The sequence below is a fragment of the Mariniluteicoccus flavus genome (assembly GCF_054776655.1).
Map to the genome: position 1 here is coordinate 81,520 of NZ_BAAHBN010000002.1, position 17,499 is coordinate 99,018.

The following is a 17,499-nucleotide window of genomic DNA, read 5'->3' on the forward strand; positions in this document are numbered from 1 at the left end:
GAGTCGAAGCCCGCTCCGTCAGACCGCCAGCCACACCGCCTCGTCGGTCGCGACCTCGCCGGACGTCTCGTCGCCCGAGTGGACCAGCACGCGCGCGCCGGTGGGGATGGGCCAGGGCGTGTCGGCGAAGTTCACCACAGCACGGAATCCGGGTTCGCGGGTGAACGACAGCACGCCCGCGGGGACGTCGTCGTCCCACACGAGATCGCCGTCGCCGAGCGCGGGGTTGCGGCGCCGTTCGGCGAGCGCCGCCCGATAGAGGTTCAGGTGGGACCTCGGGTCGTCCTCCTGGTCGGCCACCGTCTGGCCGGCCCAGCGCTCCGGCTGGGGGAGCCAGGGGTCACCCGCATCGCCCCCGAAACCGAACGGTGCGCGCGATCCCTGCCAGGGCATGGGTACGCGGCAGCCGTCGCGCCCCTTCACCGTGTGGTTGGACCGCTCCCAGGTCGGGTCCTGGAGGACCTCGACGGGCAGGTCCTCGACCTCGTCGAGCCCCAGCTCGTCGCCCTGGTAGACGTAGCAGCCGCCTGGTAGCGCCAGTTCCAGCAGGGCTGCGGCCCGCGCGCGCCGACGGCCGAGGTCGTGGTCGACGTCCATCCCGGCATAGTGGTGCCACTCGCGCCCCTCGTGGGCCGGGTCCATGCCGTCGGCGAGGAAGCGTACGCCCGTCTCCGGCTTGCCGTAGCGGGTCGCGACGCGGGGGGTGTCGTGGTTCGACAGCACCCAGGTCGTGGGCGCGCCGACGAGCTTGTGGGCCCGCCGCGAGTTGTCGATGACGTGGCGCTGGGACTCCGCGGTCCACTCACACAGCAGGTGGTCGAAGTTGAAGGTCGAGTGGAGGCGTCCGGGCTCGACATAACGCACGAGCCGCTCGATCGGGTCGAGGTAGGCCTCCGACACGAACACGCGCGGGCCGAGCTCGGAGTCTGCGTACTCGTCGGCGACGCCGCGCCACCGTCGGTGGATCTCGTCGAGCTGCGGGTGCACGTCCCACAGGGGCGCGCCGGGGTGCTTGTCCTTGGACGTGCCGAACCCGGTCTCGGGGTCGAGCGGCAGGTCGGGGAGGTCGGCGTCCTTGGCCATCGAGTCGGCCACGTCGACGCGGAAGCCGTCGACGCCGCGGTCGAACCAGAAGCGCAGGATCGCGTCGAACTCGTCGGCCACCGCCGGGTTGAACCAGTTCCAGTCGGGTTGGGTCACGTCGAACATGTGGAGGTACCACTGCTCGGGCTGTGCGTCCTCGCCCACAACGCGCTGCCACATCGAACCGCCGAAGACCGCCTCGTAGTTCGTGGGCGGCGTCGCCGCACCGTCGCCGCGGCCGTCGCGGAACCAGAAGAGCTCGCGCTCCTCGGAGCCAGGGCCGGCCGCCAGCGCGGCCTGGAACCACGGGTGCTGGTCGGAGCAGTGGTTGGGGACGAGGTCGATCATGACCCTGAGGCCGAGCTCGTGCGCCCGGGTGATCATCTCGTCGGCGTCGGCGAGGGTGCCGAAGTCCGGGTGGATGTCGCGATAGTCGGCGACGTCGTAGCCACCGTCGGCCAGCGGCGACGGATACCAGGGGGAGACCCAGATGGCGTCGACGCCGAGCCCGGCGATGTGGGGGAGGCGCTCGATGATGCCGCGGACGTCGCCGACGCCGTCGCCGTTCGCGTCGGCGAAAGAGCGCGGATAGATCTGGTAGACCACCGCCGAGCGCCACCAGTCGCGGTCGGTGAAGGACGTGCGGGTCGGGGTCGTGCTCTGCGTCATCGCGGATTCCTCGGGACGGGTGCGTGTCCCGTCCGACATTACCGGAGGGTCAGGACTCGTGCGCGTTGACCATCGCGTCGGCCGCCCGCTGGAAGTAGGCCCACATCGCGGCGTCGTACGCCGGCGCCAGCGCCACCTCGTCGAGCGCGGTCCGCATGTGGCGCAGCCAGGTGTCGCGCCAGGCGGGCGTGATGACGAACGGGGCGTGCCGCATGCGCAGGCGCGGATGGCCCCGGCGCTCCTGATAGGTCGTCGGGCCGCCCCAGTATTGCTCCAGGAACATCCGCAGCCGCTCCTCGGCCGGGCCGAGGTCCTCCTCGGGATACATCGCCCGGAACTCCGCATCGGCCGCGACGCCCTCATAGAAGCGTCGCGTCAGTCGCACGAACGTGTCGTGGCCGCCCACGGCGTCATAGAAGGCCCGCGGGTCGGTGGGCATGGGAGTCGGCATCACGGGGGCCAGCGTACGCGGTGTCCGGGAGGGTGCACTGTGGACGAATCAGGATGATCGGTGGTGTGGGGGCGTACGCGGGGGCCGAGCGGTCCGATCGTCCTGATTCGTCCACGGGGATCAGAGCCCGCGTACGCGTCGCGCTTCGGCCAGGCCCTGGCGTACCCAATGGATCGTTCGCTCCGGCCTCCCCAGCACCATGCCCTCGGTCAGGTGGAGCAGCATCCACCCGGCCGCGGTGAGTTCGTTGTGGCGTACGCGGTCGTCCACGAAGGCGCCCGGACCGCTGTGGGTCTCCCAGTCGTCGACCTCGATGCCGAAGCGGAGCTCGTCGAACGCGACGTCGATGACGTAGCACGTCCCCTGCGCGACCACCTGGCGGTTGCCCACCCAGCCGTCGATCCGGGCCCGCCGCAGCAATGCGTGGAACTCGCGCTCGCCCGGACACCAGGGGCGTTGGACCGATCCGGCCACGATGCGTCGTCGTTCGGCATTGCCCTGGGTGTGCGCCAGGGCGAGAACGGCGCGTTCAAGTGACTCGGGAGTGACCATGCGCTTCTTCAGGGCGCGGTCGATGATCGTGGGGCCCTCGAGGGTGGCGATCTGGAGGGCCGCGGTGGGCACATCGACGTGGGGAACGGGATGGCAGATCACCAGCTCCGGCGGGATCGTCCCCCGCGTGGGCCGCAGCCAGGGGAGGTCCGCCGACCACTGTCGGGACGAGGTGCATTCCAACGGAAGGCTCCAGCGTCCGCGGGTCAGGTGCAGCGCGGCCGCGCTGCGGCCAGTCAGCACTGCGGTGGAGTCGCACGCGTGCAGGGCCCTCGCGAGCGCGGCCGGACGCTCGGCATCTGCGGTGCGGAGGTAGGTGCCGGGGAGTACGCGGGTCAGCGAGCCCTCGCGTACGAGCCGGGCCACCACCGACCGATGAGGTGATGAGCGGGGGACGCGGAGCGGTTGTCCGGGGCGGAGGAGGTCATGGAGTTCCATGAACGCACCATGGCGGCGAAGCGCACGAACCTGCCGCCGACGGCCAGCACCTGTGGACAGCGCTTCAGATCTCGTCTGGCCTGTGGACGAATCAGGATGATCGGTGGTGTGGGGGCGTACGCGGGGGCCGAGCGGTCCGATCGTCCTGATTCGTCCACGCTCAGGCGGGAGTCTGACCCGCGAGTTCCGCGCCCGCCCCTCGGAGGGCCTCCAGCACCACGGCCACGCTGGCCCGTTCGGCCCGGTCGCGACGGGCCAGCGCGACGATGTCGCGCGACGCGCGTACGCCCGTCAGCGGCCGTGTCACCACCCCGGGGGCCGGGCGGGTCGTGAAGCGGGGCAGCAGGGCGAGGCCCGCGCCCGCGGCGACCAGGGCCTCGACCAGGTGGTTGTCGCGCACGCGTTGGACGCGATCGAGCTCGTGACCCGTGGCGTTCTCCACCGCGACGAGGATCGCGTCGAACGGATAGCCCACGGGGACGCCCACCCATGGCTCCGACGCGACGTCGCCGGGCCGCAGCCGCTCCTTCGCCGCGAGGCGATGGTCCGCCGGCAGGGCCACGTCGATCGGCTCGGTGGCCAGCACCTCGGCGTGCAGGCCCGCCACCGCCTCCCGGCGGTGGCCCGCGACGGTGTGGGCGATGACCACGTCGTGATCCGGCGTACGCCCGCCGAACTCGTCCTCCGAGAGGTCGAAGTCGTCGAACACGAGGCGGATCGGCGAGTCGCGCAGGCGCCGCAGCAGTCCCGGAACCAGCGCCTGCCCGGCGCTCGGGAGGGTGCCGAGGGTGACGGTGCCGCCGGGAGCCTGGCGCAGCCGGTCGAGTTCGGCCTGTACGCGGGCGAGCGCGACGGCGACATCGGTCGCCCCCTCCGCGAGCAGGGCGCCGGCCGTGGTGAGGCGCAGCCGCCGGCCGTCGGGCTCGACCAGGCGTACGCCGAGGTCGCGCTCGGCCGCCTTGAGGTGCTGGGACACGGCCGACGGGGTCCGGAAGGTGGCCTCGGCCACGGCCGTCACCGTGCCGCGGTCGGCGAACTCGCGGAGGAGCTCGAGGTGGCGTACGTCCATGAAGCCACGCTAAACCATGCGTACACGAATTCGTGATGGTGCTTGACGAACCGATCGGCAAGGATGGGCCCATGACCGAACGCCACCACGGACTCCCGCTGACCCACTGCCTGCTGGCGGGACTCGTCGCGGTCCTGTGGGGGTTGAACTTCCTCGCGATCCACGCGTCCCTGCAGCAGTTCCCGCCGCTGTTCCTCGTGGCGCTTCGATTCATCCTGCTCGCCGTTCCGACGGTCCTCCTGGTGCCGCGACCGAAGGTGCCGCTGCGCTGGCTGGTGGGTTATGGGTTGGGCTTCGGCGTGCTGCAGTTCACCTTCCTCTATTCCGGCATGGCGATGGGGCTGCCCTCCGGCATCGCCTCGCTGGTGCTGCAGGCCTCGGGACCCTTCACGCTGGTGCTCGGCGCAGTCCTGCTCCGCGAGCGCGTACGCGGCCGCCAGTGGTTCGGCGTCGCCGTCGCGGTCGCGGGCATGGCACTGGTCGGCCTGTCGCGGGCGGGCGCGGCCCAGGCGCTGCCCTACGTCCTGGTGCTCCTCGGGGCCCTGGGCTGGGCGCTCGGCAACCTGTCGAGCCGTTTGGCCGCCCCGCCGAATCCGCTGCACCTCACGCTGTGGATGTCGGTGGTGCCGCCCCTCCCGATGTTCCTCCTGTCGTTGGTGTTCGAGGGGCCCACGGCCATTCGGCACAGCCTCGCCACCTCGCTCGCGCCCGCGGCGATCCCTGCGTGGGTGGGGCTCGCGTACACCATCGTGCTCGGCACCATCGTCGGCTCAGGCATCTGGACCTGGCTGATGGCGCGCCACCCCGCGGGCGTGGTGGCGCCGTTCTCGATGCTCGTGCCGGTCGTCGGCATGGCGACGGCGGCCATGGTGCTGGGGGAGCGGCCGACCTGGCTCGAGGTGCTGGGTGGGCTCGTCGTGATCAGCGGGGTGTTGCTGGGGGCGTCGAGAAGGCGGGCTACTCCTCGACTCGCTGGCGCTCGCTCGGAGGGCGTTCGGGGGAGTGCCGCTCGCTCGGAGAGCGTTCCTGAAGGGGGCGCTCGCTCGGAGAACGTTCTTCCTCGGGAGCCTTCACCGCCGACGTCTCCGGCTTCCCCGTCGCCGGTGCGTACGACAGCGTCCACGACGCCGCTGGGGGAGTGATCGGGCGGCCCGACCCGCCCTGGGAGAAGTTGCCGACGCGCAGGACCTCGCCGTTGCGGACATACCAGACGTTGCCGTTGTCGTCGCGGAGCTGGGTCACGCGCAGCCCGACCGACTCGACCGTGCCGGACGCCTTGTCCATGTCGACGAAGTCGCCCACGCCCAACTGGTCCTCGATCAGCATGAACACGCCCGACAGCAGGTCCTTGACGATCGACTGCAGACCGAACGCGACCGCGACGCCGAGCACCGACGTGCCGGCCACGATCGTCGTCACGTTGAAGCCCAGTTCGTCGAAGACCATGATGGCGATGACGACGGCGATGACCGTCGTGACGACCGCGCGGGTCATCGACCCCAGCGCGGAGATGCGCTGCTCGCGGCGCTCGGCGGCGATCAGCGCGCCGAACTTCCGGTCCTGGGCCTTGCTGTCCACGACCCGGCGTACGCCGACGGTGATCATCTTGTGCAGCAGGGCTCGCAGCACGATCGCGATGACCAGGAGGAACGCGATGCGGACGGGGGCCCACATGAAGACCTCGTCGAGGTTGGTGGGAAGGGCCCAACGGGGCTGGGTCGGCACAGGATCTCCCTTGCAAGCAGCGACGTCGGTCAGCGACGCCTCGATGATGCCCCGCAGGGCCAAGGATCAGCGACGGAACGTCGTGCGCCCCGCCCAGACGGTCATGACGACGGGATCGGGGAGATCCCTGCCGTGGTAGGGATTGTTGCGCGACAGCGAGGCGGACGCGTCGCGATCGACGGTCGCCCGCGCGGTCGGGTCGACCAACACCAGGTTGGCGGGATTGCCCTGCTCGACAGGCTTCCCCTGCCCCTCGAGGCCGGCGATGCGCGCGGGCGCGTACGCCATGCGGTCGGCGATGTCCTGCCAGGAAAGGCGATCGGCCGCAACCATGGTGTCCACGACCACGCCCAGGGCCTGCTCGAGCCCGACCATGCCGAACGCCGCGTCGGCGAACGCGTGGTCCTTGTCGTGCCGGGCGTGGGGCGCGTGGTCGGTGCCGACGCAGTCGATGGTGCCGTCGGCCAGCGCCTCGCGCAGCGCGGTGATGTGCTCGTCGGGACGCAGCGGCGGGTTCACCTTGAACGTCGGGTCATAGCCCTCGACCTCGCGCGTGGCGAGCAACAGGTGGTGGGGGGTGACCTCGGCGGTGATCGCGATGCCGCGCTTCTTCGCCCACCGGATCACGTCGACCGACTCGGCGGTCGAGACGTGGCAGACGTGGACGCGGCTGCCGGTCAGCTCGGCGAGCTGGGCGTCGCGGGCGACGACGACCGATTCGGCGACCGCGGGCCAGCCGCCGAGCCCGAGGCGACCGGAGATCTCGCCCTCGTGGCAGCAGGCGCCGGGCCCCGCGAGGCGCGGGTCCTGCGCGTGCTGGGCGATGGTTCCTCCGAACGCGCGCACATATTCGAGCGCGCGACGCATCAGCAGCGGGTCGTGGACGCACTTCCCGTCGTCGGAGAACACGCGTACGCCGGCGCGCGCCATCAGGCCGAGCTCGGCCAGTTCCTCGCCGCCCAGCCCCTTCGTGACCGCGCCGACGGGCACGACCTCGGCCGACGCGGAACGGGCCGCGACGTCGCGCAGGTGGGCGACCGCCTCCGCGGTGTCGGTGACGGGGCTGGTGTTCGCCATCGCCAGGACGGCGGTGTAGCCGCCGCGGGCCGCCGCCAGCGTGCCGGTCTCGATGGTCTCGGCGTCCTCGCGGCCCGGCTCGCGCAGGTGGGTGTGCATGTCCACCAATCCGGGCAGGGCCAGCAGTCCCGAGGCGTCGAACTGCTCGGGGTCGCGCGCATCGGCGGGGTCGGCGAAGACCCCGTCGCGCACGAGCAGGTCGGTGGTCGTGTCGTCGGCCAGGCGTACGCCGGTGATCAGGAGGTCGCGGCCCCCGGTGGTCGTCGTCACTTGCCCGCTTCTCCCTTGCTGTTCAGCGCTTGCTTCGATGTCGTGGAGGTCTCGTCCTGGCCGCCGAGCACGTGGTAGAGCACGCTCATGCGGGTCGCCACGCCCGCGGCGACCTGGTCGAGGATGCGCGACGCGGCCGCGTCGGCGGCGTCGGCGGTGATCTCGAGCCCGCGGTTCATCGGGCCGGGATGGAAGATCGCGGTCTCGGGGCGCAGGCGCGCCAGCCGCGGCCGCGTCAGTCCATAGCCCACCGTGTATTCCCTTGCCGTGGGGAAATAGCCGCCGCTCATGCGTTCCTTCTGCACGCGCAGCATCATCAACGCGTCGACGTCACCGATGACCTCGTCGAGGTCGGTCGACACCGTCGCCGGCCACGTCGAGACGCCCGACGGCAGCAGCGTCGGCGGTGCGACGAGCACCACCTTCGCCCCCAAGGTCTTCAGCAGAAGGACATTGGAGCGGACGACGCGCGAGTGGGTCAGGTCACCCACGATCGCGACCGTCTTGGTCGACCAGTCCTCGAACCCCGCGTCCAGCGAGCGGAAGTGGCGCCGCATCGTGAACGCGTCCAGCAGTGCCTGCGTCGGGTGCTCGTGGGTGCCGTCGCCGGCGTTGATCACACCGCCGCGGATCCAGCCCGCCGCCTGGGCCGGCGCGCCCGACGCCGAGTGGCGGATCACCATGGCGTCGACGCCCATCGCGTCGATCACCTGCACGGTGTCGCGCAGCGACTCGCCCTTGCTCACCGACGATCCCTTGGCCGACACGTTGATCACGTCGGCTGACAGCCACTTGCCGGCGATCTCGAACGAGCTGCGCGTGCGGGTCGAGTCCTCGAAGAACAGGTTGACCACTGTGCGGCCGCGCAGCGCTGGCAACTTCTTGATGGGCCGCGACTGGACCTCGCTCATCTCCTCGGCGAGGTCGTGGATCGCGTCGATCTCGGCCCGGCTCAGGTCGGCGGCCGACAACAGGTGCTTCATGCGTCTCCTCGGGAAATGGTCACCGCGGTGCGGCCGTCGGTCTCGTCCAGGCGTACGCGAACCCGCTCGGTCGACGACGTCGGGAGGTTCTTGCCGACGTGGTCGGCGCGGATCGGGAGCTGGCGGTGGCCGCGGTCGACGAGCACGGCCAGGCGTACGGCGCGGGGGCGGCCGAGGTCCTTGAGCGCGTCGAGGGCCGCGCTGACCGAGCGACCCGAGAACAACACGTCGTCGACGAGCACGACCGTGGCGTCGTCGAGCGGCGCCGGCAGCGACGTCCGCCCGACCGCGCGGGTGGGCTGGTCGCGCAGGTCGTCGCGATACATGGTGATGTCGAGCCGGCCGACCGGAACCCGCGTACCGTCCCCGGCGGCCGCCGCCAGGGCGTCCGCGAGGCGCTCGGCGAGCGGGACTCCGCGAGTGGGAATCCCCAGGAGCATGAGCCCCTCGGTGCCGCGGTTGGACTCCACGATCTCGTGGGCCATGCGGGTGATCGCGCGGGAGATCTCGGCGGAGTCGAGGACGACGCGGCCACCGTCGTCGGCGGGCGCGGCCTGGTCTGTCATGGTTGCTCCTCGATCGGCGTGCCGTGACGGGGCATCTGGACTACCGTAGGGCACGTGAGTGAACTGATCAGCATGCTAATGCCCCTGCAGGGGACCTTCCCCGGTTGGCCCGCGGCGCCCCAGCGGTCGATCGTCGACTTCCTGATCGTGCTCGTGGCGATCCCGCTCGTCGTCAGCGCGGTGATCACACTGCTGGCGATGGCCGGTTCGCTCGGCCGCAGGGCCCAGGCCGGCACGGTGCGCCAGAAGGAACCCGTGTGGCTCGGCAGCACCGCCTCCTCCAAGGCCATCACGGCCGACAACACCAAGTCCGAGACCGGAGGCGCAAGTGTCCGCTGGTGACCTCACGCCCACCCAGGTCGACGACCTGAAGCGCGCCGTGCACAACGCCGAGAAGGCGTCCGGCCTGAAGTTCTCGACCTACGTGGGCGAGACCGAGGGCGACCCGCGCGACCACGCGCGCGACCTGCTGAACAAACTCGACGACCCGGCCCGCTCGGTGCTGGTCCTGTGCGACCCGGTCAACCGGGCGCTCGAGATCGTCACGGGTTCCGAGGCCCGTCGCTGGCTCGACGACGGCGAGTGCCGTCTGGCCGCCGCGACCATGGAGTCGAACTTCGAGGCCGGCGACATCGCCGGTGGCCTCGTCAACGGCATCCAGCAGCTGGGCGGGGCCGCGCGCCACCCCGAGCTGCTGCACGTGTCGCACCTCTGAGTTCAGCGCCCGAACACCGCGGTCCACGCATCGGTCCGCAGCGTGGACACATGGCGTGCCACCCCCGGCAGCTCGTCGGCCAGGATTTGGTCCAGCACCGGCAGCCACGTCCATTCCGCCGCCCAGTGGGCGACGTCGAGCAGCACCGGCGCGTCAGTGTGCTCCAGCGCCTCGGTCGCCGGGTGGTGGCGCAGGTCAGAGGTGACGTACGCGTCCACCCCCGCCTTCCGCGCCGCGTCCAGGTGGGAGTCGCCGGCGCCGGCCAGGACGGCCACGCGCTCGATCGTCCGGTCAGCGTCGCCGGCCAGGCGTACTCCGGTCACGGTGGCCGGGACCGCGTCGGCGACCTGCTGGGCGAACGCGGCCGCCGTCAGCGGCGGGGCCAGCCGCCCGATCCGCCCGATCGCCGCGTCGGGCGCGGTCGGCGCCAGCTCGGTCACGGAGTACGCCGGCTCCTCGTAGGGGTGGGCGGCCAGCAGCGCGGCCACGACACGCGCCCGGCGAGACCGGGGGACCACCATTTCGACGCGGTCCTCGGCAACACGAGCCACCTCGCCCACCGCGCCGGTGTGCGGGTCGGCCCCCTCCATCGGCCGGAACGACCCCGTCCCGGTGACGGTGAAGTGACAGCGGTCGTACGCGCCCAGCGCCCCGGCTCCCGCCTCCGCGAGGGCGTCGACCACGACCTCGGTGGACTCACACGGCACGAACACGGCCAACTGGTCGAGCGCCGGCCCCCGATGGCGGGCCTCGAGCGGCTCCAGCTCGGCCAGGCCGATGGCCCGCGCCAGCGCGGCGCAGACGCCGTCGTCCGGGATGTCGGCGTTCGTGTGGGCCGCGTACAGGGAGATGCCGCGGGTGGCCGCCCGCCAGACGATGCGCCCCTTCGGGTCACGCGTGTCGATGGCGTGGACGCCGCGCAGCAGCAGGGGGTGGTGGGCCACGACCAACTCGGCGCCGACCCGCTCGGCCTCGTCGAGGACGGCTCCGGTGATGTCGACGGCGAGCAACACACGGGTCACCGGCTGGTCGGGGTCGCCGCAGACCAACCCCACCTTGTCCCACGACTCGGCGGTGCGGGGCGGATAGTGCGACTCGAGGACGGACAGGACGTCGGCGACGGTGCTCACCGACGGAACCCTACTGGTGGGGCCCCGTCGTCAGTCCGGGGATGCGCCGGCGTGCCGGGGCCGACAGCAGCAGGACCGCACCCACCACGGCGAGCGTCCCGATCCACCGCGGCGGCCCGAAGGCCTCGCCCAGGAACGCTGCGCCCAGCAGCACCGCGGCGATGGGCTCGAGGCACGAGACGACCGAGGCGGTCGACGGTCCGGCCGCGGCGATGCCGATCATGAGCAGCGCGATCGCCACCACCGTGCAGACCACCCCCATCGCCGCGAGCCACGGCCACGCCGCCGCGCGGGGGAGCGCGAACGAGCCCGTCACCAGGGCGGTCACCGTGACCGAGGTCGCCGCACCGGAGCAGACCAGGGTGCTGGCCGTGAGCCGATCGGTGTGGGCCGGCAGCGTGTCCATGCCGAAGTAGTAGACGGTGTAGGCCACCGCCGACCCGAGACCGCAGAGGATGCCGACCAGCGAGAACGGCACGTCCGGGCCCACGAGCGCCAGACCGACGCCGCCCACCGCGAGGACGAGCGCCATGAGCACCCGGGCTGACAACACCTGCGTGCGGCGCGCGATCGAGACGATGACCACGAGCACCGGCATCGTGTAGAGCAGCAGGGCGGCCATGCCGGCCGACAGGTGGCGCACGGAGACGAAATAGAGCGAGGTCTGGACCGCGTACACGAGGGCGCCCATGAGGAACGGCTGCCACACCTGGCGCCCGCGGCCGACCGGGCGCCGCAACGTCGCCACCAGCAGCCACAGCACCGACGCGGCGATCAGGAATCGCCAGGCAATCATGGCGTTCTGGGGCATCCCGTGGCCGAGGATGACCACGCCGAACGGGCCGAGCAGGCCGTAGCAGAGCGCGGAGACGCAGCACCAGACGATCCCTAGCGTCCGGGGCCCGAGCGTTCGGGGCGCCATGGCACGGGAGGGCTGCGGCGTCGCGGTCACGCGGGCCAACCTATCCGGCCGGCGCTCCCCGCAGGGACGCTTCTCACGCGCCGGCGTTGGCCTCCCGCACGCGCAGCGAGCGGAGCAGGTCGTCGCGGCCCTCGGCCACGATGCGGCGCGTCGAGTCGTTGAGCTGGGCCTCGGCCGACCAACGGTCGAGTTTCTCGACCCACGCCCGGTCGGCGTGCGTCGGGAACAGGTGGGTCAGCGCCGACTTCGCGAGGTCGACGCCCCGGGTCGCCCACACGCCCTTCTGACCGGCGATGAGCTCCGCGGCGTCGAGGTAGCGGTCGGCGTACTCCGTCAGGACGGGCGCATCACCCTGGACCCAGAACTGCTGGCACAGCTGGCGATGCGTCTCGTTGGCGATCTCCCCCTCGGCCGTCGCGAGGCGCCAGGCATCGGCCTTGGCCCGGTCGGTCGGGAGCGCGGCGCGCGCGCCGGCCGCCTTCTCGGCTCCGGAGATGGTGTTGTCGCGCTTCAGCTCGGCGTCGATGACGGCACCGTCAGCCGACCCCTGGCGCGCCAGCTGCGAGACCAGGTGCCACCGCAGGTCGGCGTCGACCTCGAGCCCCTCGGGGACCTCCTCGCCGTCGAGCCAGCCGCGCAGGAGCTCGGCCCCCGCATCGGACTCCACCCCGGAGGCGAGCGCACGGGCGAACGCCAACTGGTGGTCCGACCCCGGCTTCGCGTCGCGCAGCAGGCCGGCGAGGCCGGCCACGAGCTGCGTACGCAGCCCCCGGACGCGATCGGCGGGGACATAGCGGTGGATGGCCAGGAGGACCTGTCCCAGCACGCGTCCCACGGCCATCTGGTCGGTCTCGGTGCCGAGGCCGCGCAGCGCCATCTCGACGTAGTCCGCGACCGGCAGCTCACCGTCGCGGCACATGTCCCACGCGGCACCCCACACCAGAGCCCGGGCGAGCTCGTCGTCGATCTCGTGGATGTGGTTGATCGCGGTGGATCGCGACCGCTCGTCGAGGCGCACTTTCGCGAAGGTGAGGTCGTCGTCGTTGACGAGGACCAGGTCGGGCTGCTGCTTGCCGATGAGCTGCTTGACGGGCGTCAGTTCACCGCGCACGTCGGTCTCGACGCGGTGGACCCGCTCGATGCGGCCGTCGACGATGTCGTAGAAGCCGATCGCGATGCGGTGGTCGCGCAGGGTGGGGTGGTCCTGCGGCGCCGACTGGCGCACCGCGAAGCCGCGGATGATGCCGTGGCCGTCGGTCTCGATCTCGGCCCGCAGCGTGTTCACGCCCGTTGCCTCGAGCCACTGCGCCGACCAGCCGGACAGGTCGCGGCCCGAGCTCTTCTCGAGCACGGCGAGGAGGTCGCCGAGCTCGGTGTTGCCGTAGGCGTGGCGGGCGAAGTAGTCCTTCGCGCCCGCGAGGAATGCGTCGCGGCCCACGAAGGCGACGAGCTGGCGCAGCGTCGAGGCGCCCTTGGCGTACGTGATCCCGTCGAAGTTCAGCTCGACGGCCTCGAGGTCGACCATGTCGGCCGCGATCGGGTGGGTCGAGGGGAGCTGGTCGGCGCGATAGGCCCAGGTCTTGCGGGCGTTGCAGAAGCTCGCCCACGCGTGGGCGGGATCGGGATAGATCTCCGACTGGGCGAAGTGGGACGCCCACTCGGCGAACGACTCCTTCAGCCACAGGTCGTCCCACCACCGCATCGTCACGAGGTCGCCGAACCACATGTGGGCGAGCTCGTGGAGGATGGTGTTGTCGCGGTTCTCGTACTGCGCCGAGGTCGCGCGCGAGCGGAAGAGGAGGTCGTCGCGGAACGTGACGCAACCCGCGTTCTCCATGGCGCCCATGTTGTATTCGGGGACGAACGCCTGGTCATAGGTCCCGAAGGGGTACGCGACGCCGAAGGCCTCCTCGAACACCGCGAAACCCTTGGCCGTGATGTCGAGGATGCGGTCGGCGTCGAGGTGGTCGACCAGCGAGCGGCGGCAGACCACCGAGGCCGGCACCGTCCCGCCGACTGACGGGATCTCGCCGGGGACCCGGGCGTACTCGCCGGCGACGATCGCGGTGATGTAGGTCGAGATCTTCTTCGTGGGCGCGAACTCCCACCGTGCGACGCCGTCGCGCACCGGCGTCGGATCGACCGACGCGGAGTTGGAGATGACGGTCCATGACTCGGGCGCCACGACGGTCCACCGGAAGGTGGCCTTGAGGTCGGGCTGCTCGAAGTTCGCGTACACGCGGCGGGCGTCGGCTGCCTCGAACTGGGTGTAGGTGTAGACGCGGTCGTCGGCGGGGTCGACGAAGCGGTGGAGCCCCTGGCCCGAGCGCGAGAAGCGGTGGAGCGCGGTGACGACGAGTTCGTGGTCGCCCTCGGTGAGGGGGAGGCCGAACCGCTCGCCGTTGAAGCTGGTCGTGTCGAGCGAGACCCCGTCGAGCTCGGCCGAGATGAGCGCGTCGGCGATGCAGTCGACGAACGTGACCCCGTCGGCCGAGGAGAAGCGGATCGTCGACCGGGTGACGAAGTTCTGGTCGGGTGAGTCCAGCTTCTCGCCGTCGAGGTCGTGCCCGCTGAGGTCGACCAGGAGGGCGTACGACTCGGTGCGGACTAGCCCCGAACGGGTCTTCGCCTCGGCCCGAGTGATATTCGCTGGGAACAAGATCTCCTGCTTTCCACGACTTCGACGCTGATTGGCTGATCAAGAAGGCTACCGACGGGTCTCATGACGGCCCAAATCAGCCACACCCTAGCCTTGGAACATGACTGCTGATCAGGAAACCGGCGAGACCACGACCGTTGACTTCTGGTTCGACCCCCTGTGCCCGTGGGCCTGGATGACCTCGCGGTGGATGCTGGAGGTGGAGAAGGTGCGGCCCGTGCGCACCGTGTTCCACGTCATGAGCCTGTCCGTGCTGAACGACGGGCGCGACCTGCCCGAGGAATATCGCGCGATGATGGACCAGGGCTGGGCGGGCGTACGCGTGGCCCTGGCGGTCGACGAGAAGTTCGGCAAGGAGAAGCTGCGCGACTACTACACCGCCATCGGCACCCGCATCCACCCGGGCGGCGAGGAGGGTTCCGATCGCGCGGTGATCGAGGCGGCGCTGGCCGAGGTGGGGCTGCCCGCCGAACTGGCGGACGCGGGCGACACGGATGCCAACGACGACGCGCTGCGGCGCTCCCACCACGCCGGCATGGACCCCGTGGGCGACGAGGTCGGGACGCCGGTGATGCACATCAACGGCATGGCGCTGTTCGGCCCGGTCATCTCGCCCGCGCCGAAGGGGGAACAGGCCGGGCGCCTGTTCGACGGATTCCGGCTGCTCACCGAGTACGACGGGTTCTTCGAGGCCAAGCGGACGCGTACGCGGGAGCCGATCTTCGACTGACTTCGACTCGCTGGCGCTCGCTCAGCCAACGTTGCGTGAGGGAGGCCGCTCGCTCAGCCAACGTTGCCTGAGCGAGGCCGCTCGCTCAGCCAACGTTTCCTGAGCGAGGCCGCCTGCGGCCGAGTCGAAGGGATTCCCTCATAGTTCCGCCGCTCGCTCAGCCAACGTTTCCTGAGCGAGGCCGCCTGCGGCCGAGTCGAAGGGATTCCCTCATAGTTCCGCCGCGCGCTCAGCCAACGTTTCCTGAGCGAGGCCGCCTGCGGCCGAGTCGAAGGGATTCCCTCATAGTTCCGCCGCCAGGTGTGCGACCACCTCGGCCGCCGGGATCGCGACCGCGCGCCGATAGCCCGTGCCGGCCCACAGGTGCAGGCTTTCGGCGTCGCCCGCCGCGGCGGCGGCCCGGCGGATCGGGCCGGTGACGTGGTTGACCGGCGGGTAGGCCGGGGGAGTGAGACCGTCGAGCTCGTCGATCCACCGGTTCCGCAGGCCCCGGGCGGGGCGGCCCGAGAACGACCGCGTCACGACGGTGTCGCGGCGCCGACCCAAGGCCCTGCGATGGGTCTCGTTCGTCCCGGCTTCGGGAGTCAGCAGGAACATCGTGCCCAGCTGGGCCGCGATCGCGCCGCGTTCGAGGACCGCAGCCACGTCGGCCGATGTGGCCAGCCCACCCGCCGCGATCATCGGCAGGCCCACCGGCGCGACCTCGGCCAGCAGGTCGAGCAACGGGGCCGTCCCGGGCTCGTCCGCCATGGCGTGGGTGGCCCGATGGCCGCCCGCGTCGGGGCCCTGGACGCAGAGGGCGTCCGCGCCGACCGCCTTCGCCGCCTCGGCCTCCGCGCGGTCCGTCACGCTGGCCACCACGCAGGTGCCGACACCCTGCAGGCGAGCGACGTCCTGGGCCGAGGGCAGCCCGAACGTGAACGAGACGACGGCGACGGGGTCGGCCACGAGGCGGTCGACCTTGCTCGGGTAGTGGTCGTCGTCGGCCCAGTTGGCCTCGCCCGGCGCGACCTCGCCGATCGCGTCGGCACGAGAGGCTGCGTACGCGGCGAGGCCCTCGACGAACGGCGCGAGGTCGAGCCGGGTCGGTTCCTCGGGGACGAACAGGTTCACGGCGAACGGGGCCGAGGTCAGCTCACGCGTCCGCGTGACCTGGTCGCCGAGCGACTCGGCGGTGAGATAGCCGCCGGCCAGGAACCCCAGCCCGCCGGCGTCGCCGACCGCGGCGACGAGTTCGGGCGTGGACGGTCCGCCGGCCATCGGCGCGGCGATGATGGGAACGCGGGTGCGGGGGAGATCGGCCATGGGGGTGAGATTACGCTCCTCGACTCGGCCGCAGGCGGCCTCGCTCGGAGAACGTTCACGAGGTGGGCGGCCTCGCTCGGAGAACGTTCACGAGGTGGGCGGCCTCGCTCGGAGAACGTCAGCCCTTCGTCGCCGTCGCCCCCATGAACGCCGCCCAGTTGTCCCGCGCCGTGAGCTCGCCGGAGCGGCCGATCCGCTCCAGCACCGCACGTGACGCGCGCCGGGTCGCCGAGTCCCACGTGCCGGTGACCTGGCACGGCTGGTCCCACACGTACGCACAGCAGGCCTGGATCGCCTGGTTCTGTACCCGCGAGCGCGTGTTGAAGACGGGGGCGCCGGCTCCGCTGACGCCGTTGTCCAGGTGGATGTGGTTGCGGTGGAGATCGTCGAAGTAGTAGGTCAGCACGTACGCGAACCGCGTGTGCAGGCTCGCGGCCAGCCGCCAGTACGCCCGGCGGTGCGCGCGCATCTGATCCGCCGGCAGGTCCTTCCACAGGTCCTGGCGACAGGAGACCAGCGTGCGACCACCCGCGCGCAGACGCGCGATGTCGAACGCGCGGCCCGAGTTGTGCCACGACGAGCAGGTGGTCCCGCCGTCGGTCCACGCACCATACGTGTCGATCGTCGTCACCGGGCCCAGCGCCCCGGCGCCCGCGCGCCACCCGTCCAGCCACGCCGCGAGCTGGGCGTGGAAGCCGCCGTCGAACGCGAACTCGCGCGGCTGGCGGTCCTCCTCATAGACCAGCGACGCGGTGCCGACACGCCCATGGAGGGTCAAGGACGACCGGGGTACGCAGGGCGCGTCCGGCTCACCGGTGCCGGTCGTGCCGCCGTCGGAGCACTTGCTCAACGCCAGCGCACCACCCCCGGCGACCGCCACGAGGCCGGTCGCGCCGGCGGCGGTGAGCAGGGTGCGTCGGGTCGGCAACGGTCAGCGCCGACCCTGCGCGCGCGCAACCATCGCCTCGACCGTGAGTTCCGCGGCCGCCACGTCGGCGTCGGTCGGGCGCGACACATCGCGGGCCCGCATGGCACGATCGTCGTCGAGCATCCCGGACACCCCGTCGCGGCCGAACTCGCGCGGCGTGACCTGGACTCGGTCGACGGGATCTCGGGTCATGCGCCCAGACTAGCCGTGGACCGGCAACGGCCGGT

General features: G+C 71.5%; 17 protein-coding genes and 1 pseudogene. 4 read left to right on the forward strand and 14 right to left on the reverse strand.

Annotation, left to right across the window (positions count from 1 at the left end; translation table 11 throughout):
- Nucleotides 1–18: 18 nt before the first annotated feature.
- The 4 genes from ACYVAG_RS04345 to ACYVAG_RS04360 form a co-directional block, all read right to left on the reverse strand.
- Nucleotides 19–1,752, reverse strand: a complete 1,734-nt coding sequence (locus ACYVAG_RS04345) for a glycoside hydrolase family 13 protein (RefSeq protein ID WP_460767058.1) — start codon at nt 1,750–1,752, stop codon at nt 19–21.
- A 49-nt stretch (nt 1,753–1,801) separates the two neighbouring features.
- Nucleotides 1,802–2,203: a globin gene (locus tag ACYVAG_RS04350; RefSeq protein WP_460768024.1), complete on the reverse strand. Its 402-nt coding sequence runs from the start codon at nt 2,201–2,203 to the stop codon at nt 1,802–1,804.
- Nucleotides 2,204–2,323: 120 nt separating this feature from the next.
- Nucleotides 2,324–3,193 (reverse strand): endonuclease domain-containing protein, encoded by an 870-nt coding sequence (locus ACYVAG_RS04355; protein WP_460767061.1) that lies wholly within the window; start codon nt 3,191–3,193, stop codon nt 2,324–2,326.
- A 160-nt stretch (nt 3,194–3,353) separates the two neighbouring features.
- Nucleotides 3,354–4,262 (reverse strand): LysR family transcriptional regulator, encoded by a 909-nt coding sequence (locus tag ACYVAG_RS04360; RefSeq protein WP_460767064.1) that lies wholly within the window; start codon nt 4,260–4,262, stop codon nt 3,354–3,356.
- Between the two features lie 71 nt (nt 4,263–4,333).
- Here ACYVAG_RS04360 and ACYVAG_RS04365 point away from each other — a divergent pair, with 71 nt between their 5' ends.
- A complete protein-coding gene (locus ACYVAG_RS04365; RefSeq protein ID WP_460767066.1) occupies nt 4,334–5,404 on the forward strand; it encodes an EamA family transporter in 1,071 nt (356 codons plus the stop codon).
- A 34-nt stretch (nt 5,405–5,438) separates the two neighbouring features.
- Here ACYVAG_RS04365 and ACYVAG_RS04370 read toward each other — a convergent pair.
- The 4 genes and pseudogenes from ACYVAG_RS04370 to pyrR form a co-directional block, all read right to left on the reverse strand.
- A pseudogene (locus ACYVAG_RS04370) lies at nt 5,439–5,936 on the reverse strand (mechanosensitive ion channel family protein); the annotation flags it as partial.
- A 117-nt stretch (nt 5,937–6,053) separates the two neighbouring features.
- The gene (locus tag ACYVAG_RS04375; RefSeq protein WP_460767069.1) at nt 6,054–7,334 is read right to left on the reverse strand and encodes a dihydroorotase; all 1,281 of its coding nucleotides are present in this window, start codon (nt 7,332–7,334) and stop codon (nt 6,054–6,056) included.
- Nucleotides 7,331–8,317, reverse strand: coding sequence for an aspartate carbamoyltransferase catalytic subunit (locus ACYVAG_RS04380; protein ID WP_460767072.1), 987 nt, complete (start codon nt 8,315–8,317; stop codon nt 7,331–7,333). The genes ACYVAG_RS04375 and ACYVAG_RS04380 overlap by 4 nt, the downstream gene beginning before the upstream one ends.
- Nucleotides 8,314–8,883, reverse strand: coding sequence for a bifunctional pyr operon transcriptional regulator/uracil phosphoribosyltransferase PyrR (gene pyrR / locus ACYVAG_RS04385; RefSeq protein WP_460767074.1), 570 nt, complete (start codon nt 8,881–8,883; stop codon nt 8,314–8,316). Before pyrR ends, ACYVAG_RS04380 begins: the two co-directional genes overlap by 4 nt.
- A gap of 72 nt (nt 8,884–8,955) precedes the next feature.
- On the opposite strand from pyrR, the gene ACYVAG_RS04390 reads away from it, so the two are divergent.
- Together ACYVAG_RS04390 and ACYVAG_RS04395 are read left to right on the forward strand one after the other, a co-directional pair.
- Complete coding sequence (locus ACYVAG_RS04390; protein WP_460767077.1) at nt 8,956–9,225, forward strand: hypothetical protein; 270 nt, start codon at nt 8,956–8,958, stop codon at nt 9,223–9,225.
- Nucleotides 9,212–9,598 carry a DUF5130 family protein gene (locus ACYVAG_RS04395; RefSeq protein WP_460767080.1) on the forward strand — a complete coding sequence of 129 codons (387 nt, stop codon included), beginning with the start codon at nt 9,212–9,214 and terminating at the stop codon, nt 9,596–9,598. Before ACYVAG_RS04390 ends, ACYVAG_RS04395 begins: the two co-directional genes overlap by 14 nt.
- Nucleotides 9,599–9,600: 2 nt before the next feature.
- Here the strand turns inward: ACYVAG_RS04395 and ACYVAG_RS04400 are convergent, their stop codons facing one another.
- The 3 genes from ACYVAG_RS04400 to pepN are packed head-to-tail and all read right to left on the reverse strand — an operon-like array spanning nt 9,601 to nt 14,309.
- The gene (locus tag ACYVAG_RS04400) at nt 9,601–10,728 is read right to left on the reverse strand and encodes a Nif3-like dinuclear metal center hexameric protein (RefSeq protein WP_460767083.1); all 1,128 of its coding nucleotides are present in this window, start codon (nt 10,726–10,728) and stop codon (nt 9,601–9,603) included.
- Between the two features lie 10 nt (nt 10,729–10,738).
- Nucleotides 10,739–11,680 carry a DMT family transporter gene (locus tag ACYVAG_RS04405; protein ID WP_460767086.1) on the reverse strand — a complete coding sequence of 314 codons (942 nt, stop codon included), beginning with the start codon at nt 11,678–11,680 and terminating at the stop codon, nt 10,739–10,741.
- Between the two features lie 43 nt (nt 11,681–11,723).
- Entirely contained in the window at nt 11,724–14,309 is a 2,586-nt protein-coding gene (pepN, locus tag ACYVAG_RS04410; RefSeq protein ID WP_460767088.1) for an aminopeptidase N, read from the reverse strand.
- A 100-nt stretch (nt 14,310–14,409) separates the two neighbouring features.
- Between pepN and ACYVAG_RS04415 the strand changes: the two genes are divergently transcribed.
- Nucleotides 14,410–15,039: a mycothiol-dependent nitroreductase Rv2466c family protein gene (locus ACYVAG_RS04415; RefSeq protein ID WP_460767091.1), complete on the forward strand. Its 630-nt coding sequence runs from the start codon at nt 14,410–14,412 to the stop codon at nt 15,037–15,039.
- A gap of 282 nt (nt 15,040–15,321) precedes the next feature.
- On the opposite strand, the gene ACYVAG_RS04420 is transcribed toward ACYVAG_RS04415, so the two are convergent.
- The 3 genes from ACYVAG_RS04420 to ACYVAG_RS04430 form a co-directional block, all read right to left on the reverse strand.
- On the reverse strand, nt 15,322–16,344 hold the full coding sequence (locus ACYVAG_RS04420) for an NAD(P)H-dependent flavin oxidoreductase (protein ID WP_460767093.1): 1,023 nt from the start codon (nt 16,342–16,344) through the stop codon (nt 15,322–15,324).
- Between the two features lie 118 nt (nt 16,345–16,462).
- Complete coding sequence (locus tag ACYVAG_RS04425) at nt 16,463–17,272, reverse strand: hypothetical protein (RefSeq protein ID WP_460767096.1); 810 nt, start codon at nt 17,270–17,272, stop codon at nt 16,463–16,465.
- A 3-nt stretch (nt 17,273–17,275) separates the two neighbouring features.
- Nucleotides 17,276–17,464 (reverse strand): hypothetical protein, encoded by a 189-nt coding sequence (locus ACYVAG_RS04430; protein ID WP_460767099.1) that lies wholly within the window; start codon nt 17,462–17,464, stop codon nt 17,276–17,278.
- Between the last annotated feature and the right edge of the window lie 35 nt (nt 17,465–17,499).

Coding starts and splice junctions, on each gene's coding strand:
- ACYVAG_RS04430 (WP_460767099.1), bottom strand. CDS start 17,464: ATGACCCGAGATCCCGTCGACCGAGTCCAGGTCACGCCGCGCGAGTTC.
- ACYVAG_RS04360 (WP_460767064.1), bottom strand. CDS start 4,262: ATGGACGTACGCCACCTCGAGCTCCTCCGCGAGTTCGCCGACCGCGGC.
- ACYVAG_RS04390 (WP_460767077.1), top strand. CDS start 8,956: ATGCTAATGCCCCTGCAGGGGACCTTCCCCGGTTGGCCCGCGGCGCCC.
- ACYVAG_RS04420 (WP_460767093.1), bottom strand. CDS start 16,344: ATGGCCGATCTCCCCCGCACCCGCGTTCCCATCATCGCCGCGCCGATG.
- ACYVAG_RS04355 (WP_460767061.1), bottom strand. CDS start 3,193: ATGGAACTCCATGACCTCCTCCGCCCCGGACAACCGCTCCGCGTCCCC.
- pyrR (WP_460767074.1), bottom strand. CDS start 8,883: ATGACAGACCAGGCCGCGCCCGCCGACGACGGTGGCCGCGTCGTCCTC.
- ACYVAG_RS04365 (WP_460767066.1), top strand. CDS start 4,334: ATGACCGAACGCCACCACGGACTCCCGCTGACCCACTGCCTGCTGGCG.
- ACYVAG_RS04415 (WP_460767091.1), top strand. CDS start 14,410: ATGACTGCTGATCAGGAAACCGGCGAGACCACGACCGTTGACTTCTGG.
- ACYVAG_RS04345 (WP_460767058.1), bottom strand. CDS start 1,752: ATGACGCAGAGCACGACCCCGACCCGCACGTCCTTCACCGACCGCGAC.
- ACYVAG_RS04380 (WP_460767072.1), bottom strand. CDS start 8,317: ATGAAGCACCTGTTGTCGGCCGCCGACCTGAGCCGGGCCGAGATCGAC.
- ACYVAG_RS04350 (WP_460768024.1), bottom strand. CDS start 2,203: ATGCCGACTCCCATGCCCACCGACCCGCGGGCCTTCTATGACGCCGTG.